The sequence below is a fragment of the Aquincola tertiaricarbonis genome, from assembly GCF_023573145.1.
GTDB classification, from domain to species: domain Bacteria; phylum Pseudomonadota; class Gammaproteobacteria; order Burkholderiales; family Burkholderiaceae_C; genus Aquincola; species Aquincola tertiaricarbonis_B.
Genome location: NZ_CP097636.1, coordinates 2,337,679 through 2,363,146 on the forward strand (window position 1 = coordinate 2,337,679; position 25,468 = coordinate 2,363,146).

Sequence of the window (25,468 nt, forward strand, 5' to 3'; positions counted from 1 at the left end):
GCTCAGATGTAGCGCACGTCCACCACTTCGTAGCTCTTGACGCCGCCGGGCGCCTGCACGTCGGCCACGTCGCCGGATTCCTTGCCGATCAGCGCCCGTGCGATCGGCGAGCTGATCGAGATCAGGCCCAGCTTCAGGTCGGCTTCGTCGTCGCCCACGATCTGGTAGGTGACCTGGGCGCCCGAGGCTTCTTCTTCCAGATCCACCGTGGCGCCGAACACGATGCGCCCTCCCGCGTCCAGCTCGGCCGGGTCGATCACCTGGCAGGCGGCCAGCTTGCCTTCCAGCTCCAGGATGCGGCCTTCGATGAAGCCCTGCTTGTCCTTGGCGGCTTCGTACTCGGCGTTCTCGGACAGGTCGCCCTGGGCACGTGCTTCGGCGATGGCCTGGATCACGGCATGGCGCTCGACCGTCTTGAGTTGATGCAGCTCTTCCTTGAGTTTCTCGAAACCGCGCCGGGTCAGTGGAATGGTGGCCATGTTCAAAACCTGCAGAGACAAATGAAAACCGCCGCCGGGGTCGTGGTGACGACCCGGCGGCGGGCGCGAGGTGGCGTCAGTTTAGTGCAGTTCGGCCCGCAACCGGGCGTGGAGTTCCTGCAGCGAAGCGACCGTGAGGTCGTCCTGGTGCTTCAGCGCCTCGGTGGCGGCTTCACAGCCGGCCATCGTGGTGTAGTAGGTCACCCGGTTGGCCAGCGCCGCGGTGCGGATGTAGCGCGAATCGGCGATGGCCGTGCGCGTTTCGTCCACCGTGGTGAACACCAGCTGGATCTCGCCGGCTTTGACCATGTCGGCGATGTGCGGCCGGCCGTCCTTGACCTTGTTCACCGTCTTCACCGGCACGCCGGCCGCCGCGATGGCGGCCGAGGTGCCCTTGGTGGCCACGATGTTGAAGCCGAGGTCGTGCAGGTCGGAAGCGACCTTCACCGCGCGGTCCTTGTCGGTGTTCTTGACCGAGATGACCACCGTGCCCTTGGTGGGCAGCCGCGAGCCGGCGCCCAGCTGGCTCTTGAGCATCGCCTCGCCGAAGCTGTCGCCGGCGCCCATCACCTCACCCGTCGAACGCATCTCGGGGCCGAGGATGGGGTCCACGCCCGGGAACTTGTTGAACGGGAACACCGCTTCCTTGATGCTGAAGTACGGCGGCACGATCTCGCGCGGCGGCTTGCCGTCGGTGTTGCGCTGGTCGGCCAGCTTCTGGCCGGCCATGCAGCGCGCCGCGATCTTGGCCAGCGGCTGGCCGGTGGCCTTGCTCACGTAAGGCACGGTGCGCGAGGCACGCGGGTTCACTTCCAGCACGTACACCACGGCGTCGTCGCCCTCACCCTGGATGGCGAACTGCGTGTTCATCAGGCCCACCACGCCCAGCGCCTTGGCCATCACCGTGGCCTGGCGGCGCAGTTCGTCCTGCAGCTGGGGCGACAGCGAATACGGCGGCAGCGAACAGGCCGAGTCGCCGGAGTGGATGCCCGCGGCCTCGATGTGTTCCATGATGCCGCCGATCAACACCTCGGTACCGTCGCAGATGCAGTCGACGTCGACCTCGATCGCGTCTTCCAGGAAGCGGTCCAGCAGCACCGGCGACTTGTCGCTCACGCGCACGGCCTCGCGCATGTAGCGCTCCAGGTCCTTGTCGCCGTGCACGATTTCCATCGCGCGGCCGCCCAGCACGTAGCTGGGGCGCACCACCAGCGGGTAGCCGATCTCGTGCGCCAGCGCCATCGCCTGATCTTCGGTGCGGGCGGTGCGGTTGGGCGGCTGCTTCAGGCCCAGGTCGTGCAGCAGCTTCTGGAAGCGCTCACGGTCCTCGGCGATGTCGATGGAGTCGGGCGTGGTGCCGATGATCGGCACGCCGTTGGCTTCCAGGTCGAGCGCCAGCTTCAGCGGCGTCTGGCCGCCGTACTGCACGATCACGCCGACCGGCTTTTCCTTGTCGACGATCTCCAGCACGTCTTCCAGCGTCACCGGCTCGAAGTACAGGCGGTCGGAGGTGTCGTAGTCGGTCGACACGGTTTCCGGGTTGCAGTTGACCATGATGGTCTCGTACCCGTCCTCGCGCATCGCCAGCGCCGCGTGCACGCAGCAGTAGTCGAACTCGATGCCCTGGCCGATCCGGTTCGGGCCGCCGCCCAGCACCATGATCTTTTTCTTGTCGGTGGGCTCGGCTTCGCATTCCTCGTCGTACGTGGAATACATATAGGCCGTCTGCGTGGCGAACTCGGCCGCGCAGGTGTCCACGCGCTTGTACACCGGGCGCACGTTCAGGGCGTGGCGGGCGCGGCGCACGTCGTGCTGGTTGCTGTTCAGCAGCTTGCCCAGGCGCTTGTCGGAAAAGCCCTTGCGCTTCAAGAACAGGAACTCGTCCTTCGACAGGCTTTGCAGCGTGCGGCCGGCCAGCGCCTGCTCGGTCTTCACGATGTCCTCGATCTGCGCCAGGAACCACGGGTCGATCGCGGTTTCTTCGAACACCTCGTCCAGCGTCATGCCGAGGCGGAAGGCGTCGGCCACGAACAGGATGCGCTCGGGGCCGGCTTCGCCGATTTCCTGGATGATCTCCTCGCGGTCGGTCGAGCGTTCGGTCAGGCCGTCGATGCCGGTTTCCAGGCCGCGCAACGCCTTCTGGAAGCTTTCCTGGAAGGTGCGGCCCATGGCCATCACCTCGCCCACCGACTTCATCTGCGTGGTCAGGCGCGAATCGGCGGCCGGGAACTTCTCGAACGCGAAGCGCGGGATCTTGGTGACGACGTAGTCGATCGAAGGCTCGAAGCTGGCCGGCGTGGCACCGCCGGTGATGTCGTTGCGCAGCTCGTCCAGCGTGTAGCCCACGGCCAGCTTGGCCGCGATCTTGGCGATCGGGAAGCCGGTGGCCTTGGAGGCCAGCGCCGACGACCGCGACACACGCGGGTTCATCTCGATCACGACCATGCGGCCGTTGTTGGGGTTGATCGAGAACTGCACGTTGGAGCCGCCGGTGTCGACGCCGATCTCGCGCAGGATGGCGATCGAGGCATTGCGCAGCAGCTGGTATTCCTTGTCGGACAGCGTCTGCGACGGCGCCACGGTGATCGAGTCGCCGGTGTGGATGCCCATCGGGTCCAGGTTCTCGATCGCGCACACGATGATGCAGTTGTCCGCCTTGTCGCGGACCACTTCCATCTCATACTCCTTCCAGCCGATCAGCGACTCTTCGATCAGCAGTTCCTTGGTCGGCGACAGGTCGAGGCCGCGCTTGCAGATCTCCTCGAACTCTTCGGGGTTGTAGGCGATGCCGCCACCGGTGCCGCCCAGCGTGAAGCTGGGGCGGATCACCATCGGAAAGCCGGTGCCGCCGATCTGCTTGACGATCTGGCGCTGCACTTCCAGCGCCTCTTCCATCGAGTGGGCGATGCCCGACTTGGCGGAATCGAGGCCGATGCTGGTCATCGCCTCCTTGAACTTCAGGCGGTCCTCGGCCTTTTCGATGGCCTTCTCGTTGGCGCCGATCATCTCCACGCCGTACTTGGCCAGCACGCCGTGCTTGTGCAGGTCGAGCGCGCAGTTCAGCGCGGTCTGGCCACCCATGGTGGGCAGCACCGCGTCGGGGCGCTCCTTGGCGATGATCTTCTCGACCACCTGCCAGGTGATGGGCTCGATGTAGGTGACGTCGGCCATCTCCGGGTCGGTCATGATCGTCGCCGGATTGGAGTTGACGAGGATGACCTTGTAGCCCTCGGCACGCAGCGCCTTGCAGGCCTGGGCGCCGGAATAGTCGAACTCACACGCCTGGCCGATGATGATCGGGCCCGCGCCGATGATGAGGATGCTTTTCAGGTCTGTACGTTTCGGCATGGCGGTTTGCGCTCTTGGAACTTAGAGAGTGGCCGTGGCCAGCTTGGCCCCGAATCCAACGAATAGTGCGCCGACGCCGGCATTCGCGGTGCTGGCCAGCTTGCGCCGCGCGCGGAAGGCAGCGGCCAGGCGGGCACCGGCAAAGATCAGCGTCGAGAGATAGAGAAAGCTGAGCAGCTGCACGAGCGCGCCCAGGATCAGGAAGGTCAGCGCGGGATGCGGATAGGCCGGATCGACGAACTGGATGAAGAAGCTGAGCAGGAAAGCAATGGCCTTGGGGTTGAGCAGGCTCACCACCAACGCCTTGCGGAACGGCTGGCGCGCGTCCACCTGACGGGGTGCTTCCTCGGCCGTTGCATCGCCGCGCCATGTGCTCAGGGCAGCACGCAGCAGTTGCAGCCCGACCCAGGCGAGGTAAGCCGCGCCCACCATCTTCACGACGAAGAACACCTGCGGGCTGGCCATCAGCAGCGAAGCGCCACCCGCCGCGGCGGCCGTCATCAGCACCGTGTCGCCCACGAAGACCCCGCAGGCCGCCGTGTAGCCGGCCCGCACCCCGCGCTGGGCCGAGACCGACAGCACGTAGAGCGAGTTGGGCCCGGGCAGCAGGATGATGAACAGCGCCGCAGCGAAGAAGGTCCCCAGGTCGGTGATCCCGAACATCAGGCTCTCCTCAGGCCTTGCTCATCAGGCCAATGAAGCGGTCGAACAGGTAGCCGATGTCGTGCGGGCCGGGCGAAGCTTCCGGGTGGCCCTGGAAGCAGAAGGCCGGCTTGTCGGTGCGGGCCAGCCCCTGCAGCGTGTTGTCGAACAGGCTGACGTGGGTGGGGCGCAGGTTGGGGGGCAGCGTCTTCTCGTCCACCGCGAAGCCGTGGTTCTGGCTGGTGATGCTCACGCGGCCACTGTCCAGGTCCTTGACCGGATGGTTGGCCCCGTGGTGGCCGAACTTCATCTTGTAGGTCTTGGCGCCCGAGGCGAGCGCCATGATCTGGTGGCCCAGGCAGATGCCGAAGGTGGGCAGGCCGGACTCGATCACCTCGCGCGCAGCTTCGATGGCGTAGTCGCAAGGCTCCGGGTCACCCGGGCCGTTGGCCAGGAACACACCATCGGGCTTGAGCTTGAGCACCTCGGATGCAGGCGTCTGCGCCGGCATCACGGTGATGCGGCAGCCGCGGCTGGCCAGCATGCGCAGGATGTTGCGCTTGACGCCGAAGTCGAAGGCCACCACATGGAAGCGCGGATCGGCCTGCCGGCCGTAGCCGCTGCCCAGGGCCCATTCGGTCTCGGTCCACTCATAGGGCTGGGTGACCGACACCACCTTGGCCAGGTCCAGGCCCGCCATGCTCGGCGCCGCCTTGGCCTTGGCCACGGCGTCGTCGATGTGCTGCTGGGTGAGCACGGTGCCGGGCTCGAAGGTGGCGATGCAGCCGTTCTGCGCGCCGGTGCTGCGCAGCACCCGCGTCAGGCGGCGGGTGTCGATGTTGGCGATGCCGACCGTGTTTTCACGGCGCAGGTAGTCGGACAGCGTGGCCGTCTGGCGGAAGTTGGAGACACGCAGCGGCAGGTCCTTGATCACCAGGCCGGCGGCATGCACCTTGGACGCCTCGACGTCCTCCTCGTTGACACCGTAGCTGCCGATGTGCGGATACGTCAGGGTGACGATCTGACGGCAGTAGCTGGGGTCGGTGAGGATTTCCTGGTAGCCGGTGAGCGCGGTGTTGAACACCACCTCGCCGACCGTGTGACCGGCAGCGCCGATGGACGCGCCAGAAAAGACCGTGCCGTCTGCGAGAGCGAGCAGTGCGGGAGGCAGGACGGGTAGCAAAGGGAAGGCTCCGTAGCGGTGCGCCCCCTGGTCCTGTTGCGCGAATCCGCACGCGGGCAGGCCAGCGTGCGGCGGCTCGACTCCGGTGCGAAAAACGTCAGTGGTTTCTCGGGGGCAGCGTGAGAGGGTAAACCTGCTGAGTATAGCCGGCGCCGGCCACGCTGCCCTAGGTGCAGCTGCCGGTCAGCCCAGCGCGGCGATGCCGGCGCGGGCGATCTGGGCGTCTTCGTTCGACTTGACGCCGCTGACGCCCACCGCACCCACCACATGGCCTTGCACGACGATGGGCACGCCGCCTTCCAGCATGCCTTGCAGCGCCGGCGCGCTCAGGAACGAGACGCGGCCCTGGTTGATCATGTCTTCGTAGCCCTTGCTCTCACGGCGGCCGACGGCGGCGGTGTGGGCCTTGGCCGGGGCGATCTGCGACGAAATGGGCGCCGCGCCGTCCAGGCGCTGGAACCACAGCAGGTGGCCGCCGTCGTCGACGATGGCGATGGACACCGCCCACTTGTTGGCCAGCGCTTCGGCCTCGGCGGCGGCGGCGATTTTCTTCACGTTTTCGATCGACAGGTAGGGCTTGGAATTCATGGTGAATGCTTTCCGGCTCGGTGGCCGTTTTCAGGGAACAAACTGGACTTTACCGGGCCTAAGCCATCAGGTTCGGTTCCATGATGCGGAACTAGAATCGCTCCGCTCGATCACAGCACTGTCTTATCCCTGGAGGCTCTCGCAATGAACGAATCCCTGCAAACCTCGTACCCCGGCTTCGCCGGCGGTGCGGTGCTTGCCGAGCAGCGCAACCGCGTGCTGCGCAACACCTATTGGCTGCTGGCCTTGTCGCTGGTGCCAACGGTGCTGGGCGCGTGGATCGGCGTCAGCACGGGCATCGTCGCCGCCATGGGCGTCGGGATGAGCACTATCGTGTTCCTGGTGGGCGCGTTCGGCTTCATGTTCGCGATCGAGAAGTTCAAGAACTCGTCGGCAGGCGTGGGTCTGCTGCTGGCCTTCACCTTCTTCATGGGCCTGATGCTGTCGCGCATGCTGGCCGCGGTGCTGGGCTTCAGCAACGGCGCCACGCTGATCATGTACGCGTTCGGCGGCACCGCGCTGTCGTTCTTCGCGATGGCTTCGCTGGCCACCGTGATCAAGCGCGACCTGTCCGGCATGGGCAAGTTCCTGTTCATCGGCGCGATCATGCTGCTGGTGGCGGGCATCGCGAACATCTTCCTGCAGTCGAGCGCCATGATGCTCACGCTGTCGGTGATCGCGGTGGGCCTGTTCTCGGCCTTCCTGCTGTACGACATCAAGCGCATCATCGACGGCGGTGAAACCAACTACGTGTCCGCCACGCTGGCCATCTACCTGGACCTGTACAACATCTTCCAGAGCCTGCTGGCCATCCTCGGCATCGCCGGTGGCGACCGCGAGTGATCGCGCAGCGCACTCAAGCAAAAGGGGCCTTCGGCCCCTTTTTTCATGGTCGCTCGAAGACGGCGATGCTTTCGACGTGGGCGGTGTGCGGGAACATGTTCACCGCGCCCGCTGCCAGGCAGCGATAACCCGCCTGGTGCACCAGCAGCCCCGCATCACGCGCCAGCGTGGCCGGGTTGCAGCTGACGTAGACGATGCGCGTGGGCGGCGTCCATGCACCGGTGTCGGGCAGCTGCGTGGCATCGGCCAGCGCCTTGCACAAGGCCAGCGCACCTTCGCGCGGCGGGTCGACCAGCCACTTGTCGGCGCGGCCGTCCTGCATCAGCTGCTCGGGTGTCATCTCGAACAGGTTGCGGGCCACGAAGCTGGTCTTGGCCGCCAGGCCGTTGGCCTTGGCGTTCTCGCGCGAGCGGGCCACCAGGGCCTCGCTGCCTTCGATGCCCAGCACCTCGCGCGCCTGGGTGGCGATGGGCAGCGTGAAGTTGCCCAGGCCGCAGAACCAGTCGATCACCCGGTCATCGGGCTGCGCACCCAGCAGACGCAGCGCACGCCCCACCAGCACCGCGTTGATGTGCTGGTTGACCTGCGTGAAGTCGGTCGGCTTGAAGGGCATGGTGATGCCGAACTCGGCCAGCTGGTAGCTGAGCTGCGGGCCGCCTTCGTCCAGCAGGTGCACCGTGTCAGGGCCCTTGGGCTGCAACCACCATTGCACGCCGTACTGGCGGCCGAAGGTGCGCAGGCGTTCCAGGTCGGCATCGGTCAAGGGCTCGAGGTGGCGCAGCACCAGGGCCGTGACATCGCTGCCCGCGGCCAGCTCGATCTGCGGCAGGCGCTCGCGCTGGTCCATGGACATCACCAGCTCGCGCAGCGGCAGCAGCATGTCGCTCACGTGCTTCGGCAGCACCGGGCACACCTTCATGTCGGCGATGTAACGCGACTTGCGCTCATGGAAGCCGACCAGCACCTCGCCCTTCTTGATGACGTGCCGCACCGAGAGGCGCGCACGGTCGCGGTAGTGCCAGGCCGGGCCTTCGATCGGGCGCAGCAGCCGCTCGGGCTTGACCTTGCCCAGGTGCCACAGGTTGTCTTCCAGCGTGCGCTGCTTGACGGCCACCTGCGCCCCCACGTGCAAGTGCTGCATCTTGCAGCCGCCGCAGGCGCCCGCATGCAGGCCGAAGTGCGGACAGCCGGGCGTCACGCGCTGCGAGCTCTCGCGGCGCATCACCTTCATCGTGGCCTGCTCCCACGCATTCTTGCGGCGGCCCACCTGCACCTGCACCTGCTCACCGGGCAAGGCGCCTTCGATGAACACCACCTTGCCTTCTTCGTTATGGGCAACGCCTTGGGCTTCCAGGTCCAGCGATTCGACCGTCAGCCATTCATTCTGTTGAGTCATGCCCCGGATTATCCGGTGGCAGTCCTCTCAGAAGACGGAGTCGCGGTCCACGCCCTGCCGGATCATCCGGCGCTTGAGCTTAAGCAAAGCTTCCTGCTGGATCTGGCGGATGCGCTCGCGGGTCAGGCCCATGCGCTCAGCCAGCACCTCCAGCGTCTCGGGCTCACGGTCACGCAGACCGTAACGGCCAGCCAGCACCTCGCGCTCACGATCGTTCAGCTCGGCCAGGCCATGGTTGAGCAACTGCTCCACCTCATGGCTGAGCGTGATGCCCATCGGATCGATGGCCTGCTCGTCGGCCACGGTGTCCAGCATCGATTCGCCCGCATCACGCTCCAGCGGTGCATCCAGCGAAGCGGGCTGCTCGGCAAACTTCAGCAGCTCCGAGACTTCCTGCACCGGCCGCCCCACCGAAGCGGCGATGGCTTCCACCCGCACCGGACGGTCACCCTCGGGCCCGTGGGAATGCTCGGCTTCCAGTGCGCGGCGCGCCTTCAGCACCTGGTTCAGTTCACGCACGATGTGCACCGGCAGCCGCACCAGGCGGGCCTGGTGCATGATCGCCCGCTCGATGCTCTGGCGGATCCACCACGAGGCATAGGTGGAAAAACGGAAGCCGCGCTCGGGCTCGAACTTGCCGATGGCGTGCATCAGGCCCAGGTTGCCCTCTTCGATGAGGTCGGTCATCGGCAGGCCGCGGCCCAGGTAGTTCTTGGCGATGCTGACGACCAGGCGCAGGTTGCGCTCGATCATCGACTGCCGGGCCAGGAAGTCGCCCGCACGGGCCTTGACCGCGGTGTCGTACTCCTCCTGCGGCGTCAGCAGCGGCGCCTTGCGGATCTCACGCAGATACGTCTGCAGCGTGTTGCCGACATCGCTCTCGCCGGGCGGGATGTCCACCGGCACGCGGCCGGCGGGCGCCTCGGCGTCGGCGCTCAGCTCGATGTCAAGGTTCGGCTCATCAGCCGCCAGGCCCGACATCGGCGCGGCGGGCGGATGGCCCGCCGCCGTGTCCACGACATGCCCGTTTTGCGATTCGCTGCGCCTGGTCATGCGTGGATCTCCGTGCCATGGATGTGCCTTAACGGGGCGGGAGCAACTTGGCCGGATCGACCGGCTTGCCTTGCTTTCGGATCTCGAAGTGCAGTTGTACCCGGTCTGCGTCGCTGGAACCCATTTCCGCGATCTTTTGTCCGCGTTTGACCGGTTGGTCTTCCTTGACCAGCAGGGTCTGGTTATGGGCGTACGCCGTCAGGTAGGTGCTGTTGTGCTTGACGATGACGAGGTTGCCGTAACCGCGCAATCCCGAACCCGCATACACCACCCGGCCATCGGCTGCAGCCAGCACCGGATCACCCGCCTTGCCGGCGATGGACAAGCCCTTGTTGCGCGACTCGTCGAAGCCGGCGGTCACCGAGCCGCGTGCCGGCCAGGCCCAGTTGATGTCGTCGTCACCCGATGCGGGCGTGGGTGCCGGCGCAGGCGCCGGGGCAGGCGCCGGCGTGCTGGCCGCCGCGGCGGCACCGCTGGCCGGGGCGCTGGCGGCACGTGCATCCAGCGGACGCGACTCGACCTTGGCCGGCGGCACGCCGCGGGCAGCCGCCACCGCAGGATCGACGCCCGGAGGCACCACGCGCACCACCTGCCCGACCTCGATCAGGTTCGGGTTGTCGATGTTGTTCCAGCGCGCGATGTCGCGCCAGTTCTGGCCCGATTCCAGCCCGATGCGGATCAGCGTGTCGCCGGGCTTGACGGTGTAGTAGCCCGGCTTGCCGGCGTTCTCGATGCCGGGCGGCGGCGGCTTGTCGGCTTCGGTCGGCGTCACGGGCGAGCCCGCGGTGCGGGCCGGCGTGCTCTGCCGGTCTTCCACCGGCGCCTTGTTGCGCGGCGAAGCACAGCCCGCGAGGGTAGCCACCAGCAGGCAGGCCGCCAGCAGCTGGAAAGAGGTCGTCGTGCGCCCGCTGGACGGGCGCTGCCAGTGCAATCGCATCAGAAAGGAATCTCCGCTATTCAACGCCGGATTTTAGGGGGACGAAGTTGACGGCATCGTGCTGCTGGCGCAGCCACTGCGTCTCGGTGCGGTCCACGATGACCAGCACCTGACCCCGCCCGCCGGGCGCCTGCATCGGCGCCACCAGGCGGCCGCCGATGGCCAATTGTTCCAGCCACGCGGGCGGAATGTCGTCCCCGCCCGCCGCGGCGATGATGCTGTCGTAAGGCGCGTTCGGTCCGTGCCCGACACGGCCATCACCGTAGATGAGCCGCAGGTTGTTGCGGCGCAGTGGCGCCAGCAGCTCACGCGCCTTGTCGTGCAGCGGCTTGAGCCGCTCGATCGAGTACACCTGCGTGCCCAGCACCGACAGCAAGGCCGCCTGGTAACCGCAGCCGGTGCCGATCTCCAGCACCTTGCCCAGCGATTCGCGCGCCTGGGCATTGCGGCCCTCCAGCAGCAGGGCGATCATCAGGCCGACCACCGAGGGCTTGGAAATGGTCTGGTTCAGGCCGATCGGCAGGCTGGTGTCTTCATACGCCTGTGCCGCCAGCGCGGTATCGACGAAGAAGTGGCGCGGCACGTGGGCCATGGCCGCCAGCACGGGCTCGCTGCGCAGGCCATCGGCGCGCAGCCGGTTGACCATGCGGGCACGCACGCCCTGCGAATCGAGGCCCAGGCCGCTCGGCGCCGACTGCTGGCGAGCCGCCACCGCGGCCTCGTGCATCGGGCGCTGAGGCCGCAGCAAGGTTTGCGAAGCTCGCGCAGGCGCGCCCGGGCTCTTGCTCGAAGAAGCCCGGTCCAGCGGAATGGGGAACTGGCGCGCGCGGCTGGTCATGCCACCGTTCCGAGCGCTTCGCGCCAGGCGGGCAGACCAGCATGGTCGGTCAGGTCGACCTGCAGCGGCGTGATGGACACGCAGCCGGAAGCCGTGGCATGGAAGTCGGTGCCCTCGCCCGCCTCACGTGCATCGCCGGCAGGGCCGATCCAGTAGATCGTCTCGCCGCGCGGGTTGGTCTGGCGGATGGCGGGCTCACTGGCATGCCGGCGGCCCAGCCGCGTGAGCTTGCGGGGCAGCTGGTCGGCATCGGGCCGGTTGGGAATGTTGACGTTGAGCAGCCAGGGCCGGCCTTCCAGCGGCAGGGCCAGCACCTGCTCGACGACGGCACGGGCCACGCGGGCGGCTGCGTCCAGGTGCTCCCAGCCACGCTGCACCTGCGAGAAGGCGATGGCCGGCACGCCGAAGAGAAAGCCCTCCATCGCCGCCGCCACGGTGCCTGAATACAGCGTGTCGTCGCCCATGTTGGCGCCGTTGTTGATGCCCGAGAGCACCAGGTCGGGCCGCTGCGGCAGCAGGCCGGTCATGGCCAGGTGCACGCTGTCGGAGGGCGTGCCATTGACGTAATGGAAGCCGTTGGCAGCCTTGTACACCTGCAGCGGCCGACCCAGCGTCAAGGCGTTGGAGGTGCCGCTGGCGTTCTGCTCGGGGGCGATCACGTCGATCTCGCCCAGCCCTTCGATGGCGCGCACGAGCGCGGCAAGTCCGGGGGCCAGGTAACCGTCGTCGTTGGCAATGAGGATGCGCATCGGGCCATTGTAGGTACCGCACCGTCGCCTGCGTGACCGCCTTCACGCGGCAGCCTGCCTATCATCCACCGCCAAGGCGGCAGGTGCCGCAGCAGGAGACAGACGATGCAAGCATGGGTGTGCGACAACCCGATCGGCGTGGACGCTTTGCAATGGAAGCAGCTGGACATGCCCCAGCCCGCACCGGGTGAAGTGCGGATCGCCATCCAGGCGGCCAGCCTCAACTTCCCCGATCTGCTGATCGTCCAGAACAAGTACCAGGTCAAGCCGCCGCTGCCCTTCGTGCCGGGCGCCGAGTTCTCGGGACGCATCGATGCGGTCGGCGAAGGCGTCACCCACCTGCACATCGGCGACCCGGTGGCCGCCATCGGCGCCACCGGCGGCTTTGCCACCCACGCCTGCGTCAAGGCCACCAGCGTCATTCCGCTGCCCGCCAACTTCAACCTCGACGATGCAGCCGCCTTTGCCTTCACCTATGGCACCTCGCACCACGCACTGATCGACCGCGCGGCGCTGCAGCCCGGCGAAACCGTGCTGGTGCTGGGCGCCGCAGGGGGCGTAGGCACCTCGGCCATCCAGATTGCCAAGGCCGCAGGCGCCCGCGTGATCGCCGCGGCCTCCAGCGACGAGAAGTGCCAGCTGTGCACCGAAATCGGCGCCGATGCCACCATCAACTACAGCACCACCGACCTGCGCGAGGCGCTCAAGACCTTGACGGATGGCAAAGGTCCCGACGTGGTCTACGACCCGGTCGGGGGCGAGTTCGCCACCGCCGCCTTTCGCTCGATCGCTTGGCGGGGGCGCTACCTGGTCATCGGCTTCACCGCCGGCGCCATCCCTGCCCTGCCCTGGAACCTGCCGCTGCTCAAAGGCGCCTCGGTGGTGGGGGTGTTCTGGGGCGACTTCGTGCGCCGCGAGCCGCGCGCCAGCGCCGCCGCGATGGCGCAACTGGCCGACTGGTATGCCCAGGGCAAGATCAAGCCGGTGATCGACACCCGGCTGCCGATGAGCGAGCTGCACGCCGCCTACGAACGCATGGGCACTCGCCAGGTGCGTGGCAAGGTACTTCTCCTCAACCGCTGAGCCTTCGTCGGGTCGGTCCCCCTCTCTAGGGGGACCATTGTTGCGCTACGATGCACCGCACAATCTGCGTCGCGATCACATTTGTGTTCGACGTCGCATGAGAGGGGTGGAGCCATGGCCGTCAAGGTCCTGATCTTGGAAGACAATCCGGTCGCGCGCAGCTTCCTGTGCCGCGTGGTGAGAGAGAGCTTCAGCGACACGATCGTCATCACTGAAGCCGGCGACCTTGAGAGCGCACGTAAACACATCAACCTGACGGGCGGCGCCCGTGGCCTGCACGGCGTCGATCCGTTCAAGCTGATCCTGGTCGATTTGGAACTGCCTGACGGCAACGGCATGGAGTTGCTGGCCGAACTGGTGCACTACCCGGCCACGAAGATCGTCACCACGCTCTACTCGGATGACGACCACCTCTTCCCGGCCCTGCAACGTGGCGCCGACGGCTACCTGCTGAAAGAAGACCGATTCGAGGTGCTGGTGGAAGAGCTGCAGAAGATCGTCCGCGGCCAGCCGCCGCTGTCGCCGGCGATTGCCCGGCGGCTGCTGACCCACTTTCGTGGCAACCACCAGGATGGCGGGGCGGTTGATTCGGGCTTTTCTACGCCGTTCGGCTTCGGTACCAGCCGACCGGTACCGATCGAAAAACCGCTCGACCACGAGCGCCTGACCCCGCGCGAGAACGAGGTGCTCACCTACCTCAGCAAGGGCTTCACCATCAAGGAAATCGCCAGCCTGATGGGCATCAAGTGGTTCACCGTCAACGACCACATCAAGTCCATCTACAAGAAGCTCAACGTCTCGAGCCGCGCCGAGGCCGCCGTGCTGGCCAGCAAGCAGGGGCTGGTCTGACAGCGGAAGCGGACAAGACCGTCCGTTGACAACGCCGCCGGTACACCGCCGTGTCATGAGCCGTACCGGTATGTCACTGGCTCCGGATGCGATGCCGGAGGCTGGTTTCGACACCCAGGCCTGGGAACGCAGCCTGGGGCGGCCGCTGTGTGCCGGGCGGGCACTCAATTGGCGCTCACGGATCGTGGCGATGGCCGCCCTGCTGGGTTGCCTGGCCTTGTTTCTGCTGGTCCGCGCGCTGGCAGCCACGCCCACGCTGGATGCCAGCTGGAGCGCAGATGCATCGGGCCGGCTGATCGTCACACCCCAGCATGGCCGCCAAGGTGCCGCTCCCGAGCCCGACTCGCTGCTGGGCTTGCTGGACGCGCACGGTCGCCCCCTGCCCGTGTCCACCAGCCTGCTGCAACGGGCACCGCGCTGGATCGTCGACGACGAAGAGCGGCGACGCCATGCCGCGATGCATGAGCGGCTGAACGACGCGCTGGCTCTGGGCCCGGTGACGCTGGTATTGGCCGAGTCCGCCCCGCTGGGCCTGCGGCCCCATGCCCGCGGCATCGGTGGCCTGGGTGTCGGCTTCTGGCTGATCGCCATCCTGGCGCTGGCGCTGTACCTCACTGCGGCGGTGGTCGTCGCTGCGCGGCCCAGCGAGCGCAATGCGATGTACGCGGTGATGGCCATCAGCCAGGCCCTCAATCTCGGGTTCATCGCCGCGGAATCGATGCCCGGGCTGTTGGTACCAGCCTGGCTGCTCACCCTGGATTTCCCGGTGCGGACAGCGCTGGACCTGCTGACCGCGGCTGCGTTGGTGCACGCCACCGGGGTCCACCCCACGCCCGTGCGCGGCCGCTGGTGGACGGCCTGCGCCGCGTGGGTGGGGGTGGGCAGTTTGATGCTGCTCACCACAACCGGTCAGCTGCCCGGCGCCTGGTGGTGGACGCAAGGCGCCGCGGTGATCCTGGGCGGAATCGCCATCCTTCAATTGAGCCGTCAAGGCGGCCATCAGCCTCATCCCGCCGCCATCCTGCTGCGTCGGCTTGCCATGGTGGCCATGGGCACGCTGCTGCTGCTCACTTTGGCCGTGGCGGCAGCCTCCCAGCGGGTGGACATCGCCCACTTCGCGAGCGCCATCGGCTCCACCGTGTGGGTGGTCTTCCTCTCATCGCTGCTGGGCCTGCTGCCCTTTCTGGCCCGATCTCAACAGGTACTGCGCGAGTTCTCGATGCTGGCGGGCGTGAGCACCGTGGCCACCTCTCTGGACCTGCTCTTCGTCGCTGCGTTTTCGCTCAGTCAGTTCGCTTCGGTCACGCTGGCGCTCTTCATCTCACTCGGCATCTACGCCGGCGTGCGCCAGTGGCTGCTGAATCGTGTGATGGGCAACGCCGTGCTCACCACCGAACGAGCGTTCGAGCAGTTGTATCGCCTGGCGCGCGAACTCGAAGGCCGTCCCGAGCGGGTGGGCGAACGTTTGTCGCAATTGCTGCGTGAGCTCTTCGAGCCGCTCGAGGCCATGCTGGTCCAGCGCACGCTACCGTCAGCGCGCGTGGCCGGCGACGGCGCGACGCTCATCGTGCCCGTGCCCACGATGCCGGGAGGTGATGCACTGGCGCCCGATGCATCGGTCGTGCTGCGCTATGCCCGCAAAGGCACGCGCATCTTCTGCGACGAAGACGCGCGGCTGGCCGACCGCATCTGCGAGCAGCTACGCCGCGCCGTGGCGTTTGACCAGGCGGTCGAACAAGGTCGCAACGAAGAACGCACGCGCCTCGCGCAGGACCTGCACGACGACATCGGTGCCCGACTGCTGACGCTGATGTACAAGGCGCCCGATCCGGAAACCGAAGAGTATGTGCGCCACACCCTCAAGGACCTCAAAACCTTGACGCGTGGTCTGGCGGCATCCAACCATCGCCTGACGCATGCCGCTGCTGAATGGAAGGCTGACATCACGCAACGCCTGAGCGCAGCGCATTGCGACCTGGGCTGGTCATTCAGCGTGGACGACGATATCGCACTGAATGTCGTTCAATGGTCAGCGCTCACCCGCGCGCTGCGGGAGTTGATCAACAACGTGATCAGCCATGCGCAGGCCACGCGTGTGGATGTCGACGGCGCCTACGAGCGAGGTCAGCTCACCATCGTCGTCAGCGATAACGGCCAAGGAACCGAGCCGGAAGCTTGGAGCCACGGACTGGGCCTGAACGGGGTGCGTAAGCGTGTGCGCCAGCTCAATGGACACGTCGAATGGCGCACTCGTGATCCTCAAGGCATCCAGTGCCGGATCTGGATTCCCTCGTTAGCGCTCAGCGCGCGAGATGAATGGCGCAATGTGCCGTGATTGCAGAGGCTGAGTATTTTTCTCAGCATCCGATCAAACCGCAATTGGATTTTCGTCGCCCCAAAAGGCAAAACCCCCGCTCAACGATAGGTTGAGCGGGGGTCTGCGCGGGTAAATAGCCTGACGATGTCCTACTTTCACACGGGAATCCGCACTATCATCGGCGCTGAGGCGTTTCACTGTCCTGTTCGGGATGGGAAGGAGTGGGACCACCTCGCTATGGTCATCAGGCTTGACGGGTTGCCAAGTTGACATGTTGGTCAACTCAGCCAATTCAAAGAGTATAAATCAGTTCAACGATTGAGCCTACACGGCATAACTGTACTTTGACGGTGTGCTGTCAAAGTTATAGGGTCAAGCCTCACGAGCAATTAGTACTGGTTAGCTTAACGCATTACTGCGCTTCCACACCCAGCCTATCAACGTCCTGGTCTAGAACGACTCTTCAGGGGGCTCGAGGCCTCGGCAAGACTCATCTTGAGACGAGTTTCCCGCTTAGATGCTTTCAGCGGTTATCTCTTCCGCACTTAGCTACTCGGCAATGCCACTGGCGTGACAACCGATACACCAGAGGTGCGTCCACTCCGGTCCTCTCGTACTAGGAGCAGGCTCTCTCAATCTTGCAGCGCCCACGGAAGATAGGGACCAAACTGTCTCACGACGTTTTAAACCCAGCTCACGTACCTCTTTAAATGGCGAACAGCCATACCCTTGGGACCGGCTACAGCCCCAGGATGAGATGAGCCGACATCGAGGTGCCAAACACCGCCGTCGATATGAACTCTTGGGCGGTATCAGCCTGTTATCCCCAGAGTACCTTTTATCCGTTGAGCGATGGCCCTTCCATACAGAACCACCGGATCACTTTGTCCTACTTTCGTACCTGCTCGACTTGTCAGTCTCGCAGTCAAGCACGCTTATGCCAATGCACTATCAGCACGATTTCCGACCGTGCCTAGCGTACCTTCGAACTCCTCCGTTACACTTTGGGAGGAGACCGCCCCAGTCAAACTGCCCACCATACACTGTCCCCAACCCGGATCACGGGCCAAGGTTAGAACCTCAAACACACCAGGGTGGTATTTCAACGTCGGCTCCACCCAATCTAGCGACTGGGTTTCAAAGCCTCCCACCTATCCTACACAGATCTGTTCAAAGTCCAATGTAAAGCTACAGTAAAGGTTCATGGGGTCTTTCCGTCTTTCCGCGGGGAGATTGCATCATCACAAACATTTCAACTTCGCTGAGTCTCTGGAGGAGACAGTGTGGCCATCGTTACGCCATTCGTGCAGGTCGGAACTTACCCGACAAGGAATTTCGCTACCTTAGGACCGTTATAGTTACGGCCGCCGTTTACTGGGACTTCAATCAAGAGCTTGCACCCCATCATTTAATCTTCCAGCACCGGGCAGGCGTCACACCCTATACGTCGACTTTCGTCTTTGCAGAGTGCTGTGTTTTTAATAAACAGTCGCAGCCACCGATTCTTTGCAACCTCATTGGGCTCCATCCGCGAGGGACTTCACCTACTAAAGGCACACCTTCTTCCGAAGTTACGGTGTCAATTTGCCGAGTTCCTTCTCCAGAGTTCTCTCAAGCGCCTTAGAATACTCATCTCGCGCACCAGTGTCGGTTTGCGGTACGGTCGTCAATAGCTGAAGCTTAGTGGCTTTTCCTGGAAGCAGGGTATCACTCACTTCAGAGGCAAGCCTCCTCGTTATCACACCTCAGCTAAGCCCTCCGGATTTGCCTAGAGGGCACGCCTACATGCTTGAACCGGGACATCCAACACCCGGCTGAGTTAACCTTCTCCGTCCCCACATCGCACTATTGATCGGTACAGGAATATTGACCTGTTTCCCATCAGCTACGCATCTCTGCCTCGCCTTAGGGGCCGACTCACCCTACGCCGATGAACGTTGCGTAGGAAACCTTGCGCTTTCGGCGAGGGGGCTTTTCACCCCCTTTAACGCTACTCATGTCAGCATTCGCACTTCTGATACCTCCAGCAGACCTCACGATCCACCTTCACAGGCGTACAGAACGCTCTCCTACCGCGCATCTTGCGATGCACCCGCAGCTTCGGTAACTGGCTTAGCCCCGTTACATCTTCCGCGCAGGACGACTCGATCAGTGAGCTATTACGCTTTCTTTAAATGATGGCTGCTTCTAAGCCAACATCCTGACTGTTTTAGCCTTCCCACTTCGTTTCCCACTTAGCCAATTTTAGGGACCTTAGCTGGCGGTCTGGGTTGTTTCCCTCTTGTGTCCGGACGTTAGCACCCGGTGCACTGTCTCCCAAGCTGTACTCATCGGTATTCGGAGTTTGCAATGGTTTGGTAAGTCGCCATGACCCCCTAGCCATAACAGTGCTCTACCCCCGATGGTAATACTTGAGGCACTACCTAAATAGTTTTCGGAGAGAACCAGCTATCTCCAGGTTTGTTTAGCCTTTCACCCCTATCCACAGCTCATCCGCTAGTTTTGCAACACTAGTCGGTTCGGACCTCCAGCACCTGTTACGGTACCTTCATCCTGGCCATGGATAGATCACCTGGTTTCGGGTCTACACCCAGCGACTGAACGCCCTATTCGGACTCGATTTCTCTACGCCTTCCCTATTCGGTTAAGCTCGCCACTGAATGTAAGTCGCTGACCCATTATACAAAAGGTACGCCGTCACCTTGCGGCTCCGACTTTTTGTATGCATGCGGTTTCAGGATCTATTTCACTCCCCTCCCGGGGTTCTTTTCGCCTTTCCCTCACGGTACTAGTTCACTATCGGTCGATTACGAGTATTTAGCCTTGGAGGATGGTCCCCCCATCTTCAGACAGGATTTCACGTGTCCCGCCCTACTTGTCGCACGCTTAGTTCCACAGCCGTCTTTTTTCATACGGGGCTATCACCCGCTATGGCCAGCCTTTCCAGACTGTTCTGATAAGTCGACTGCTAAAACGTGCAGGCTCTTCCGATTTCGCTCGCCACTACTTTCGGAATCTCGGTTGATGTCTTTTCCTCGAGCTACTGAGATGTTTCAGTTCACCCGGTTCGCCTCGTGACCCTATGTATTCAGATCACGATGACCTTACGGTCGGGTTTCCCCATTCGGAAATCTCCGGATCACAGCTAATTTGCCAGCTCCCCGAAGCTTATCGCAGGCTATCACGTCCTTCGTCGCCTGTAATCGCCAAGGCATCCACCACATGCACTTAGTCACTTGACCCTATAACTTTGACACCTTCAGCCGAAGGCATCGTCAAGGACTGAAAATCAACTTGCGTTGACTTTGAGTATTTACGCGTTATGCCGAACTTCTTCGAACTTGCATTCGTCGAAGTTTGTGTATTTGACGCAATCATTGAACTATGCTGACTTGTCCGCGCTTTCACGCAGTCCATCAGCACATTACTGATTTCGACTCTTTGAATTGTTAAAGAACGACAGGCAATCCACTGAAGAATCGCACAGGCCAAGAACCATCACAGTTCCTGGCCTGAACGAGCCAATTGGTGGAGGTGAACGGGATCGAACCGATGACCCCCTGCTTGCAAAGCAGGTGCTCTCCCAGCTGAGCTACACCCCCCAATAGGTGGTGGGTCTGGTTGGATTCGAACCAACGACCCCCGCCTTATCAAGACGGTGCTCTAACCGACTGAGCTACAGACCCCAATCTGCCGTCAAGTACAGCCGATAAGCGTGGGCGCAAGAATTAAAGCACCAGTTTTCCAGAAAGGAGGTGATCCAGCCGCACCTTCCGATACGGCTACCTTGTTACGACTTCACCCCAGTCACGAACCCTGCCGTGGTAATCGCCCTCCTTGCGGTTAGGCTAACTACTTCTGGCAGAACCCGCTCCCATGGTGTGACGGGCGGTGTGTACAAGACCCGGGAACGTATTCACCGCGGCAAGCTGATCCGCGATTACTAGCGATTCCGACTTCACGCAGTCGAGTTGCAGACTGCGATCCGGACTACGACCGGTTTTCTGGGATTGGCTCCCCCTCGCGGGTTGGCAGCCCTCTGTACCGGCCATTGTATGACGTGTGTAGCCCTACCCATAAGGGCCATGAGGACCTGACGTCATCCCCACCTTCCTCCGGTTTGTCACCGGCAGTCTCATTAGAGTGCCCTTTCGTAGCAACTAATGACAAGGGTTGCGCTCGTTGCGGGACTTAACCCAACATCTCACGACACGAGCTGACGACGGCCATGCAGCACCTGTGTTCTGGCTCTCTTTCGAGCACTCCCAAATCTCTTCAGGATTCCAGACATGTCAAGGGTAGGTAAGGTTTTTCGCGTTGCATCGAATTAAACCACATCATCCACCGCTTGTGCGGGTCCCCGTCAATTCCTTTGAGTTTCAACCTTGCGGCCGTACTCCCCAGGCGGTCAACTTCACGCGTTAGCTTCGTTACTGAGAAGAAACCCTCCCAACAACCAGTTGACATCGTTTAGGGCGTGGACTACCAGGGTATCTAATCCTGTTTGCTCCCCACGCTTTCGTGCATGAGCGTCAGTGCAGGCCCAGGGGATTGCCTTCGCCATCGGTGTTCCTCCGCATATCTACGCATTTCACTGCTACACGCGGAATTCCATCCCCCTCTGCCGCACTCTAGCCATGCAGTCACAAATGCAGTTCCCAGGTTGAGCCCGGGGATTTCACATCTGTCTTGCATAACCGCCTGCGCACGCTTTACGCCCAGTAATTCCGATTAACGCTTGCACCCTACGTATTACCGCGGCTGCTGGCACGTAGTTAGCCGGTGCTTATTCTTCAGGTACCGTCATTACCCCAGGGTATTAGCCCAGAGCGTTTCTTCCCTGACAAAAGCGGTTTACAACCCGAAGGCCTTCTTCCCGCACGCGGCATGGCTGGATCAGGCTTGCGCCCATTGTCCAAAATTCCCCACTGCTGCCTCCCGTAGGAGTCTGGGCCGTGTCTCAGTCCCAGTGTGGCTGGTCGTCCTCTCAGACCAGCTACAGATCGTCGCCTTGGTAGGCCTTTACCCCACCAACTAGCTAATCTGACATCGGCCGCTCCAAAAGCGCGAGGTCTTGCGATCCCCCGCTTTCACCCTCAGGTCTCATGCGGTATTAATCCGGCTTTCGCCGGGCTATCCCCCACTTCTGGGCACGTTCCGATGCATTACTCACCCGTTCGCCACTCGTCGCCAGGTTGCCCCGCGTTACCGTTCGACTTGCATGTGTAAGGCATGCCGCCAGCGTTCAATCTGAGCCAGGATCAAACTCTTTAGTTCGATCTTGATTTTTGCTCAAAGAATTGAAGTGAACTTCACTTCCATGAGCGTTTGAGGTTATAAACCCCGTGCCTTGCGGCTATCGGTGCTCGCCTTCAAACGCCCACACTTATCGGCTGTAACTTTTTAAAGAACTGCGCCTCTTTCGAGTCGCTGCTGATTCGTTTCAGTAATCAGCGAAGACAGTGATTATGACGTTGTTTTCAAATCCCTGTCAACTGCAAGGTCTTTCGACCTTCTCGCTAACTTCCTTCCCCGTCGCCGCTTCCGGCTAAACGCTTCAGTGATCAGCGAAGCCTTGCACTGTAGCACGGGTTTTGAAGAGCGCGCAAGCAGGGCGCGAAAAAAGTTAGGGAGGGTGGTTTGCATCCGAGGCAATCTCACAATCCGGACTGATGGCCAACCGTCGCGGCACTCCCCCGATCACCGCCAACGCAGCCTTGCCTGCGGCAGCGGACACCCATGGCCCGAATGCCGAGCAGGCGTTGGCTCAATACAGGCAGCGCGCGGCCTGGTACGACTTGGAGCTCCTCCCGTTCGAACCGATTCGGCACAAGGCAGTCGAGCGCCTTGCTTTGTCAGCCGGACAGACGGTGATCGACGTGGGCTGCGGTACCGGCCTCAGCCTGCCTCAACTCGCTGCCGGCGTGGGATCGTCGGGGCTGGTGGTCGGCGTGGAGCCCAGTGCGGAGATGCTGGCTCATGCATCGGCCAAGCTGTCGCGTGCGGACGCCTCGGTCCAACTGGTGCTGGCCCGGGCCGACGCGGTCGACGACTGCGCCTTGCCGGTGGCCGATGCCATGCTGATGCACTTCACGCACGACGTGTTGCGCGATCCGGTGGCGGTGCAGGCGCTGATGAGGCATGTGCGCCCGGGCGGCCGCGTGGTGTCGGCCGGCCTGCAGTGGGCACCGCTGTGGGCACCGATGGCCAACCTGTTCGTCTGGTCGGCTGCGTTGTATTCAACAACCTGCCTGGAAGGCTTGAACGCCCCCTGGGACTCGCTGCGGCCCTACCTGGACGATCTGCAGGTGGAGCCGCTGTGGGCCGGCGCGATCTACATCGCCACCGGCCGCAGGAATCACCGGCCTGCTTAGGCCAGCAACAGGCGCGCACGCGCCGCTTCGTATTCGCGCTTCAAGCGCGCGACCAGTTCGCGTGCGGGCAACACCTCGCGCACGGCGCCGATGCCCTGGCCCGAGCCCCAGATGTCCTTCCAGGCCTTCTTGGCGCCGTCGCCGAAGCTCATCTTGCTGGGATCGCTCACCGGCAGGTTGTCCGGGTCGAGCCCCGCATTGACGATGGAGCGGCGCAGGTAGTTGCCGTGCACCCCGGTGAACAGGTTGGAGTACACGATGTCGTCGGACCCGCCATCCACGATGGCCTGCTTGTACTCGGGCGTGGCGCGCGCTTCTTCCGTCGCGATGAAGGCGCTGCCGATGTAGGCGAAGTCGGCGCCCATGGCCTGCGCGGCCAGCACAGCGCCGCCATTGGCGATCGCGCCCGACAGTGCGACCGGGCCGTCGAACCAGTCGCGGATCTCCTGGATCAGCGCGAACGGGCTCTTGACGCCGGCGTGGCCGCCGGCGCCCGCCGCCACTGCGATCAGACCGTCCGCGCCCTTTTCGATGGCCTTGCGCGCAAAGGTGTTGTTGATGATGTCGTGCAGCACCACACCACCCCAGGCGTGCACCGCTTCGTTGACGTCAGTGCGGGCGCCCAGCGAGGTGATCACGATGGGCACCTTGTACTTGGCGCAGACCGCCATGTCGTGCTCCAAGCGGTCGTTGCTCTTGTGCACGATCTGGTTGATGGCGAAGGGCGCGGCCTTCGCCTCAGGGTGGGCGCGATCGTGCGCGGCCAGCGTCTCGGTGATCTCGGCGAGCCAGTCTTCCAGTTGCGAGGCCGGCCGGGCATTGAGCGCCGGCATGGAGCCGACGACACCGGCCTTGCACTGCTCGATCACGAGCTTGGGGTTGCTGATGATGAAGAGCGGCGAGCCGATGATCGGCAGCGGCAGGTTCGAAAGGACGGGCGGCAGTGCCATCAGAAAGCCTCCAGGGCCATGTCGGTGACGCCCGCGCTGCCGTTGACGATGCTGTCGCGCACCCCCGGCAACTGGGACAGGATGTGGTCCGCATAGAAGCGGGCCGTGGTGATCTTGGCGGCCATGAAAGCGGTGTCGGTGCCTTCGGCCTGGCGCTGCTCGGCCACCAGGAGAGCCCGCGCCAGCTGCCAGCCGGCCATCAGGTTGCCCGCCAGCATCAGGTAAGGCACCGAGCCGGCGAACACCGCATTGGGATCGCTCTTGGCACGCTGGGCGATGAAGTCCACCACCTCGGCAAAAGCCTGGCGGCCGGCCTGCAGGTGTTGGCGCACGGCCAGGGCATGCACGCTGGCGCTGCGGGCCAGCGCCGCCTCGGTCTGCTCGATCTGCGCTGCGATGGCACGGGCGGTGGCGCCACCGTCGCGCGCAGTCTTGCGGCCGACGAGGTCGTTGGCCTGGATCGCGGTCGTACCTTCGTAGATGGTCAGGATCTTGGCGTCCCGGTAGTACTGGGCGGCGCCGGTTTCTTCGATGAAGCCCATGCCGCCATGCACCTGCACGCCCAGGCTGGCCACATCGATGCTCATCTCGGTGCTGTAGCCCTTGACCAGCGGCACCATGAATTCGTAGAAGGCCTGGTTCTGCTTGCGCACCTCGGCGTCGGGGTGGGCATGTGCGGCGTCATACGCGGCCGCGGCCACCAGCGACATCGCGCGGCAGCCCTCGGTGCAGGCGCGCATCGTCATCAGCATGCGCTTGACGTCGGGGTGGTGGATGATGGGCGCCGCCGTCGGCAGCGAGCCGTCTACCGGCCGCGACTGCACCCGTTCACGCGCATAGGCCACGGCCTTCTGGTAGGCGCGCTCGGCCAGCGCGATGCCCTGCGTGCCCACAGCGAAGCGAGCGGCGTTCATCATGATGAACATGTACTCGAGGCCGCGGTTCTCCTGGCCCACCAGGTAACCGATGGCGCCGCCATGGTCACCGTACTGCAGCACCGCGGTCGGGCTGGCCTTGATGCCCAGCTTGTGCTCGATGCTGACGCAGTGCACGTCGTTGCGGTCACCCAGCGAACCATCGGCGTTGACCAGGTACTTGGGCACGATGAAGAGCGAGATGCCCTTGACGCCTTCGGGGGCGCCCGTCACCCGCGCCAGCACCAGGTGGACGATGTTGTCCGCCATGTCGTGCTCGCCATAGGTGATGTAGATCTTGGTGCCGAAGATCTTGTAGCTGCCGTCGGCCTGCGGCTCGGCGCGGGTGCGCACCGCGGCGAGGTCGGAGCCGGCCTGCGGCTCCGTGAGGTTCATCGTGCCCGTCCAGCTGCCGTCGATCATCTTCGGCAGGTAGAGCGCCTTCTGCTCGTCGGTGCCTGCGGTCAGCAGCGCCTCGATCGCGCCATCGGTCAGCAGCGGGCACAGCGCGAAGCTGAGATTGGCGCTGTTGATCATCTCGATGCAGGCGGCACCGATGGTCTTGGGCAGGCCCTGGCCACCGAAGTCAGCGGGGTGCTGCAGGCCCTGCCAGCCGCCCTCGGCAAACTGGCGGAAGGCCTGCTTAAAGCCCGGCGTTGTGGTGACGGCGCCGTCCTTCCAGAAGGACGGTTTCTGGTCGCCGTCCCAGTTGAGCGGCGCCACCACGTTCTCATTGAACTTGGCGCACTCTTCGAGCACGGCCTGGGCGGTGTCGAGGCCGGCTTCTTCAAAACCCGGCAGCTGCGACACGGCTTCCAGGTTGGCCAGCTCCTGCATGCAGAACAGCATGTCCCGCACGGGGGCACGATAGGTCATGGTTGTCTCCTCGCAATGGACGCGCGGGCTCGCCAATCAGCGAGCCCGC

Annotated in this window: 17 protein-coding genes, 2 tRNA genes and 3 rRNA genes; 5 read left to right on the forward strand and 17 right to left on the reverse strand. The window is 63.8% G+C overall.

The annotated features are described in order from the left end of the window. Nucleotides 1-2 precede the first annotated feature (2 nt). The 5 genes from greA to MW290_RS25150 all read right to left on the reverse strand — a co-directional run bounded on the left by greA (nucleotide 3) and on the right by MW290_RS25150 (nucleotide 6,240). Complete coding sequence (greA, locus tag MW290_RS25130) at nucleotides 3-479, reverse strand: transcription elongation factor GreA (protein ID WP_250197078.1); 477 nt, start codon at nucleotides 477-479, stop codon at nucleotides 3-5. An 81-nt stretch (nucleotides 480-560) separates the two neighbouring features. Then, complete coding sequence (gene carB / locus MW290_RS25135; RefSeq protein ID WP_250197079.1) at nucleotides 561-3,827, reverse strand: carbamoyl-phosphate synthase large subunit; 3,267 nt, start codon at nucleotides 3,825-3,827, stop codon at nucleotides 561-563. A 21-nt stretch (nucleotides 3,828-3,848) separates the two neighbouring features. Beyond that, nucleotides 3,849-4,490 (reverse strand): leucine efflux protein LeuE, encoded by a 642-nt coding sequence (gene leuE / locus MW290_RS25140; RefSeq protein ID WP_250197080.1) that lies wholly within the window; start codon nucleotides 4,488-4,490, stop codon nucleotides 3,849-3,851. Between the two features lie 10 nt (nucleotides 4,491-4,500). Continuing rightward, nucleotides 4,501-5,652, reverse strand: coding sequence for a glutamine-hydrolyzing carbamoyl-phosphate synthase small subunit (gene carA / locus MW290_RS25145; protein ID WP_250197081.1), 1,152 nt, complete (start codon nucleotides 5,650-5,652; stop codon nucleotides 4,501-4,503). Between the two features lie 183 nt (nucleotides 5,653-5,835). Beyond that, the gene (locus MW290_RS25150; RefSeq protein WP_250197082.1) at nucleotides 5,836-6,240 is read right to left on the reverse strand and encodes a heme-binding protein; all 405 of its coding nucleotides are present in this window, start codon (nucleotides 6,238-6,240) and stop codon (nucleotides 5,836-5,838) included. Nucleotides 6,241-6,384: 144 nt separating this feature from the next. On the opposite strand from MW290_RS25150, the gene MW290_RS25155 reads away from it, so the two are divergent. Next, nucleotides 6,385-7,083, forward strand: a complete 699-nt coding sequence (locus MW290_RS25155) for a Bax inhibitor-1/YccA family protein (protein ID WP_250197083.1) — start codon at nucleotides 6,385-6,387, stop codon at nucleotides 7,081-7,083. Between the two features lie 43 nt (nucleotides 7,084-7,126). Here MW290_RS25155 and rlmD read toward each other — a convergent pair whose 3' ends face one another. From rlmD to surE, 5 genes are read right to left on the reverse strand one after another with little or no spacing between them, the layout of a single operon-like run. Beyond that, on the reverse strand, nucleotides 7,127-8,479 hold the full coding sequence (gene rlmD / locus MW290_RS25160; RefSeq protein ID WP_250197084.1) for a 23S rRNA (uracil(1939)-C(5))-methyltransferase RlmD: 1,353 nt from the start codon (nucleotides 8,477-8,479) through the stop codon (nucleotides 7,127-7,129). A 27-nt stretch (nucleotides 8,480-8,506) separates the two neighbouring features. Beyond that, nucleotides 8,507-9,532, reverse strand: a complete 1,026-nt coding sequence (rpoS, locus tag MW290_RS25165) for an RNA polymerase sigma factor RpoS (RefSeq protein ID WP_250197085.1) — start codon at nucleotides 9,530-9,532, stop codon at nucleotides 8,507-8,509. Between the two features lie 28 nt (nucleotides 9,533-9,560). Beyond that, the gene (locus tag MW290_RS25170; protein ID WP_250197086.1) at nucleotides 9,561-10,469 is read right to left on the reverse strand and encodes a peptidoglycan DD-metalloendopeptidase family protein; all 909 of its coding nucleotides are present in this window, start codon (nucleotides 10,467-10,469) and stop codon (nucleotides 9,561-9,563) included. A gap of 16 nt (nucleotides 10,470-10,485) precedes the next feature. After that, a complete protein-coding gene (locus MW290_RS25175; protein ID WP_250197087.1) occupies nucleotides 10,486-11,307 on the reverse strand; it encodes a protein-L-isoaspartate(D-aspartate) O-methyltransferase in 822 nt (273 codons plus the stop codon). Next, complete coding sequence (surE, locus tag MW290_RS25180) at nucleotides 11,304-12,056, reverse strand: 5'/3'-nucleotidase SurE (RefSeq protein WP_250197088.1); 753 nt, start codon at nucleotides 12,054-12,056, stop codon at nucleotides 11,304-11,306. Before surE ends, MW290_RS25175 begins: the two co-directional genes overlap by 4 nt. A 105-nt stretch (nucleotides 12,057-12,161) precedes the next feature. On the opposite strand from surE, the gene MW290_RS25185 reads away from it, so the two are divergent. The 3 genes from MW290_RS25185 (at nucleotide 12,162) to MW290_RS25195 (ending at nucleotide 16,323) form a co-directional block, all read left to right on the forward strand. Then, nucleotides 12,162-13,139 (forward strand): NADPH:quinone oxidoreductase family protein, encoded by a 978-nt coding sequence (locus tag MW290_RS25185; protein ID WP_250197089.1) that lies wholly within the window; start codon nucleotides 12,162-12,164, stop codon nucleotides 13,137-13,139. Between the two features lie 114 nt (nucleotides 13,140-13,253). Then, complete coding sequence (locus tag MW290_RS25190; RefSeq protein ID WP_250197090.1) at nucleotides 13,254-13,988, forward strand: LuxR C-terminal-related transcriptional regulator; 735 nt, start codon at nucleotides 13,254-13,256, stop codon at nucleotides 13,986-13,988. Nucleotides 13,989-14,043: 55 nt separating this feature from the next. Next, a complete protein-coding gene (locus tag MW290_RS25195) occupies nucleotides 14,044-16,323 on the forward strand; it encodes an ATP-binding protein (RefSeq protein WP_250197091.1) in 2,280 nt (759 codons plus the stop codon). Nucleotides 16,324-16,441: 118 nt separating this feature from the next. On the opposite strand, the gene rrf is transcribed toward MW290_RS25195, so the two are convergent. The 5 genes from rrf to MW290_RS25220 form a co-directional block, all read right to left on the reverse strand. Further along, a 5S ribosomal RNA gene (gene rrf / locus MW290_RS25200) occupies nucleotides 16,442-16,554 on the reverse strand. A gap of 119 nt (nucleotides 16,555-16,673) precedes the next feature. After that, nucleotides 16,674-19,547, reverse strand: a 23S ribosomal RNA gene (locus MW290_RS25205). 284 nt (nucleotides 19,548-19,831) lie between these two features. Next, nucleotides 19,832-19,907: transfer RNA gene (locus MW290_RS25210), tRNA-Ala, on the reverse strand. Between the two features lie 7 nt (nucleotides 19,908-19,914). Continuing rightward, nucleotides 19,915-19,991, reverse strand: a tRNA-Ile gene (locus tag MW290_RS25215). 62 nt (nucleotides 19,992-20,053) lie between these two features. Further along, nucleotides 20,054-21,582, reverse strand: a 16S ribosomal RNA gene (locus tag MW290_RS25220). The 16S, 23S and 5S rRNA genes sit together here with 2 tRNA genes alongside, the layout of an rRNA operon. A 395-nt stretch (nucleotides 21,583-21,977) precedes the next feature. Here MW290_RS25220 and MW290_RS25225 point away from each other — a divergent pair. Next, a complete protein-coding gene (locus MW290_RS25225) occupies nucleotides 21,978-22,679 on the forward strand; it encodes a class I SAM-dependent methyltransferase (protein ID WP_250197092.1) in 702 nt (233 codons plus the stop codon). On the opposite strand, the gene MW290_RS25230 is transcribed toward MW290_RS25225, so the two are convergent. After that, on the reverse strand, nucleotides 22,676-23,632 hold the full coding sequence (locus tag MW290_RS25230) for an NAD(P)H-dependent flavin oxidoreductase (RefSeq protein ID WP_375142972.1): 957 nt from the start codon (nucleotides 23,630-23,632) through the stop codon (nucleotides 22,676-22,678). The genes MW290_RS25225 and MW290_RS25230 overlap by 4 nt on opposite strands. Further along, nucleotides 23,629-25,419 (reverse strand): acyl-CoA dehydrogenase, encoded by a 1,791-nt coding sequence (locus tag MW290_RS25235; protein WP_250197094.1) that lies wholly within the window; start codon nucleotides 25,417-25,419, stop codon nucleotides 23,629-23,631. The genes MW290_RS25230 and MW290_RS25235 overlap by 4 nt, the downstream gene beginning before the upstream one ends. Nucleotides 25,420-25,468 lie beyond the last annotated feature (49 nt).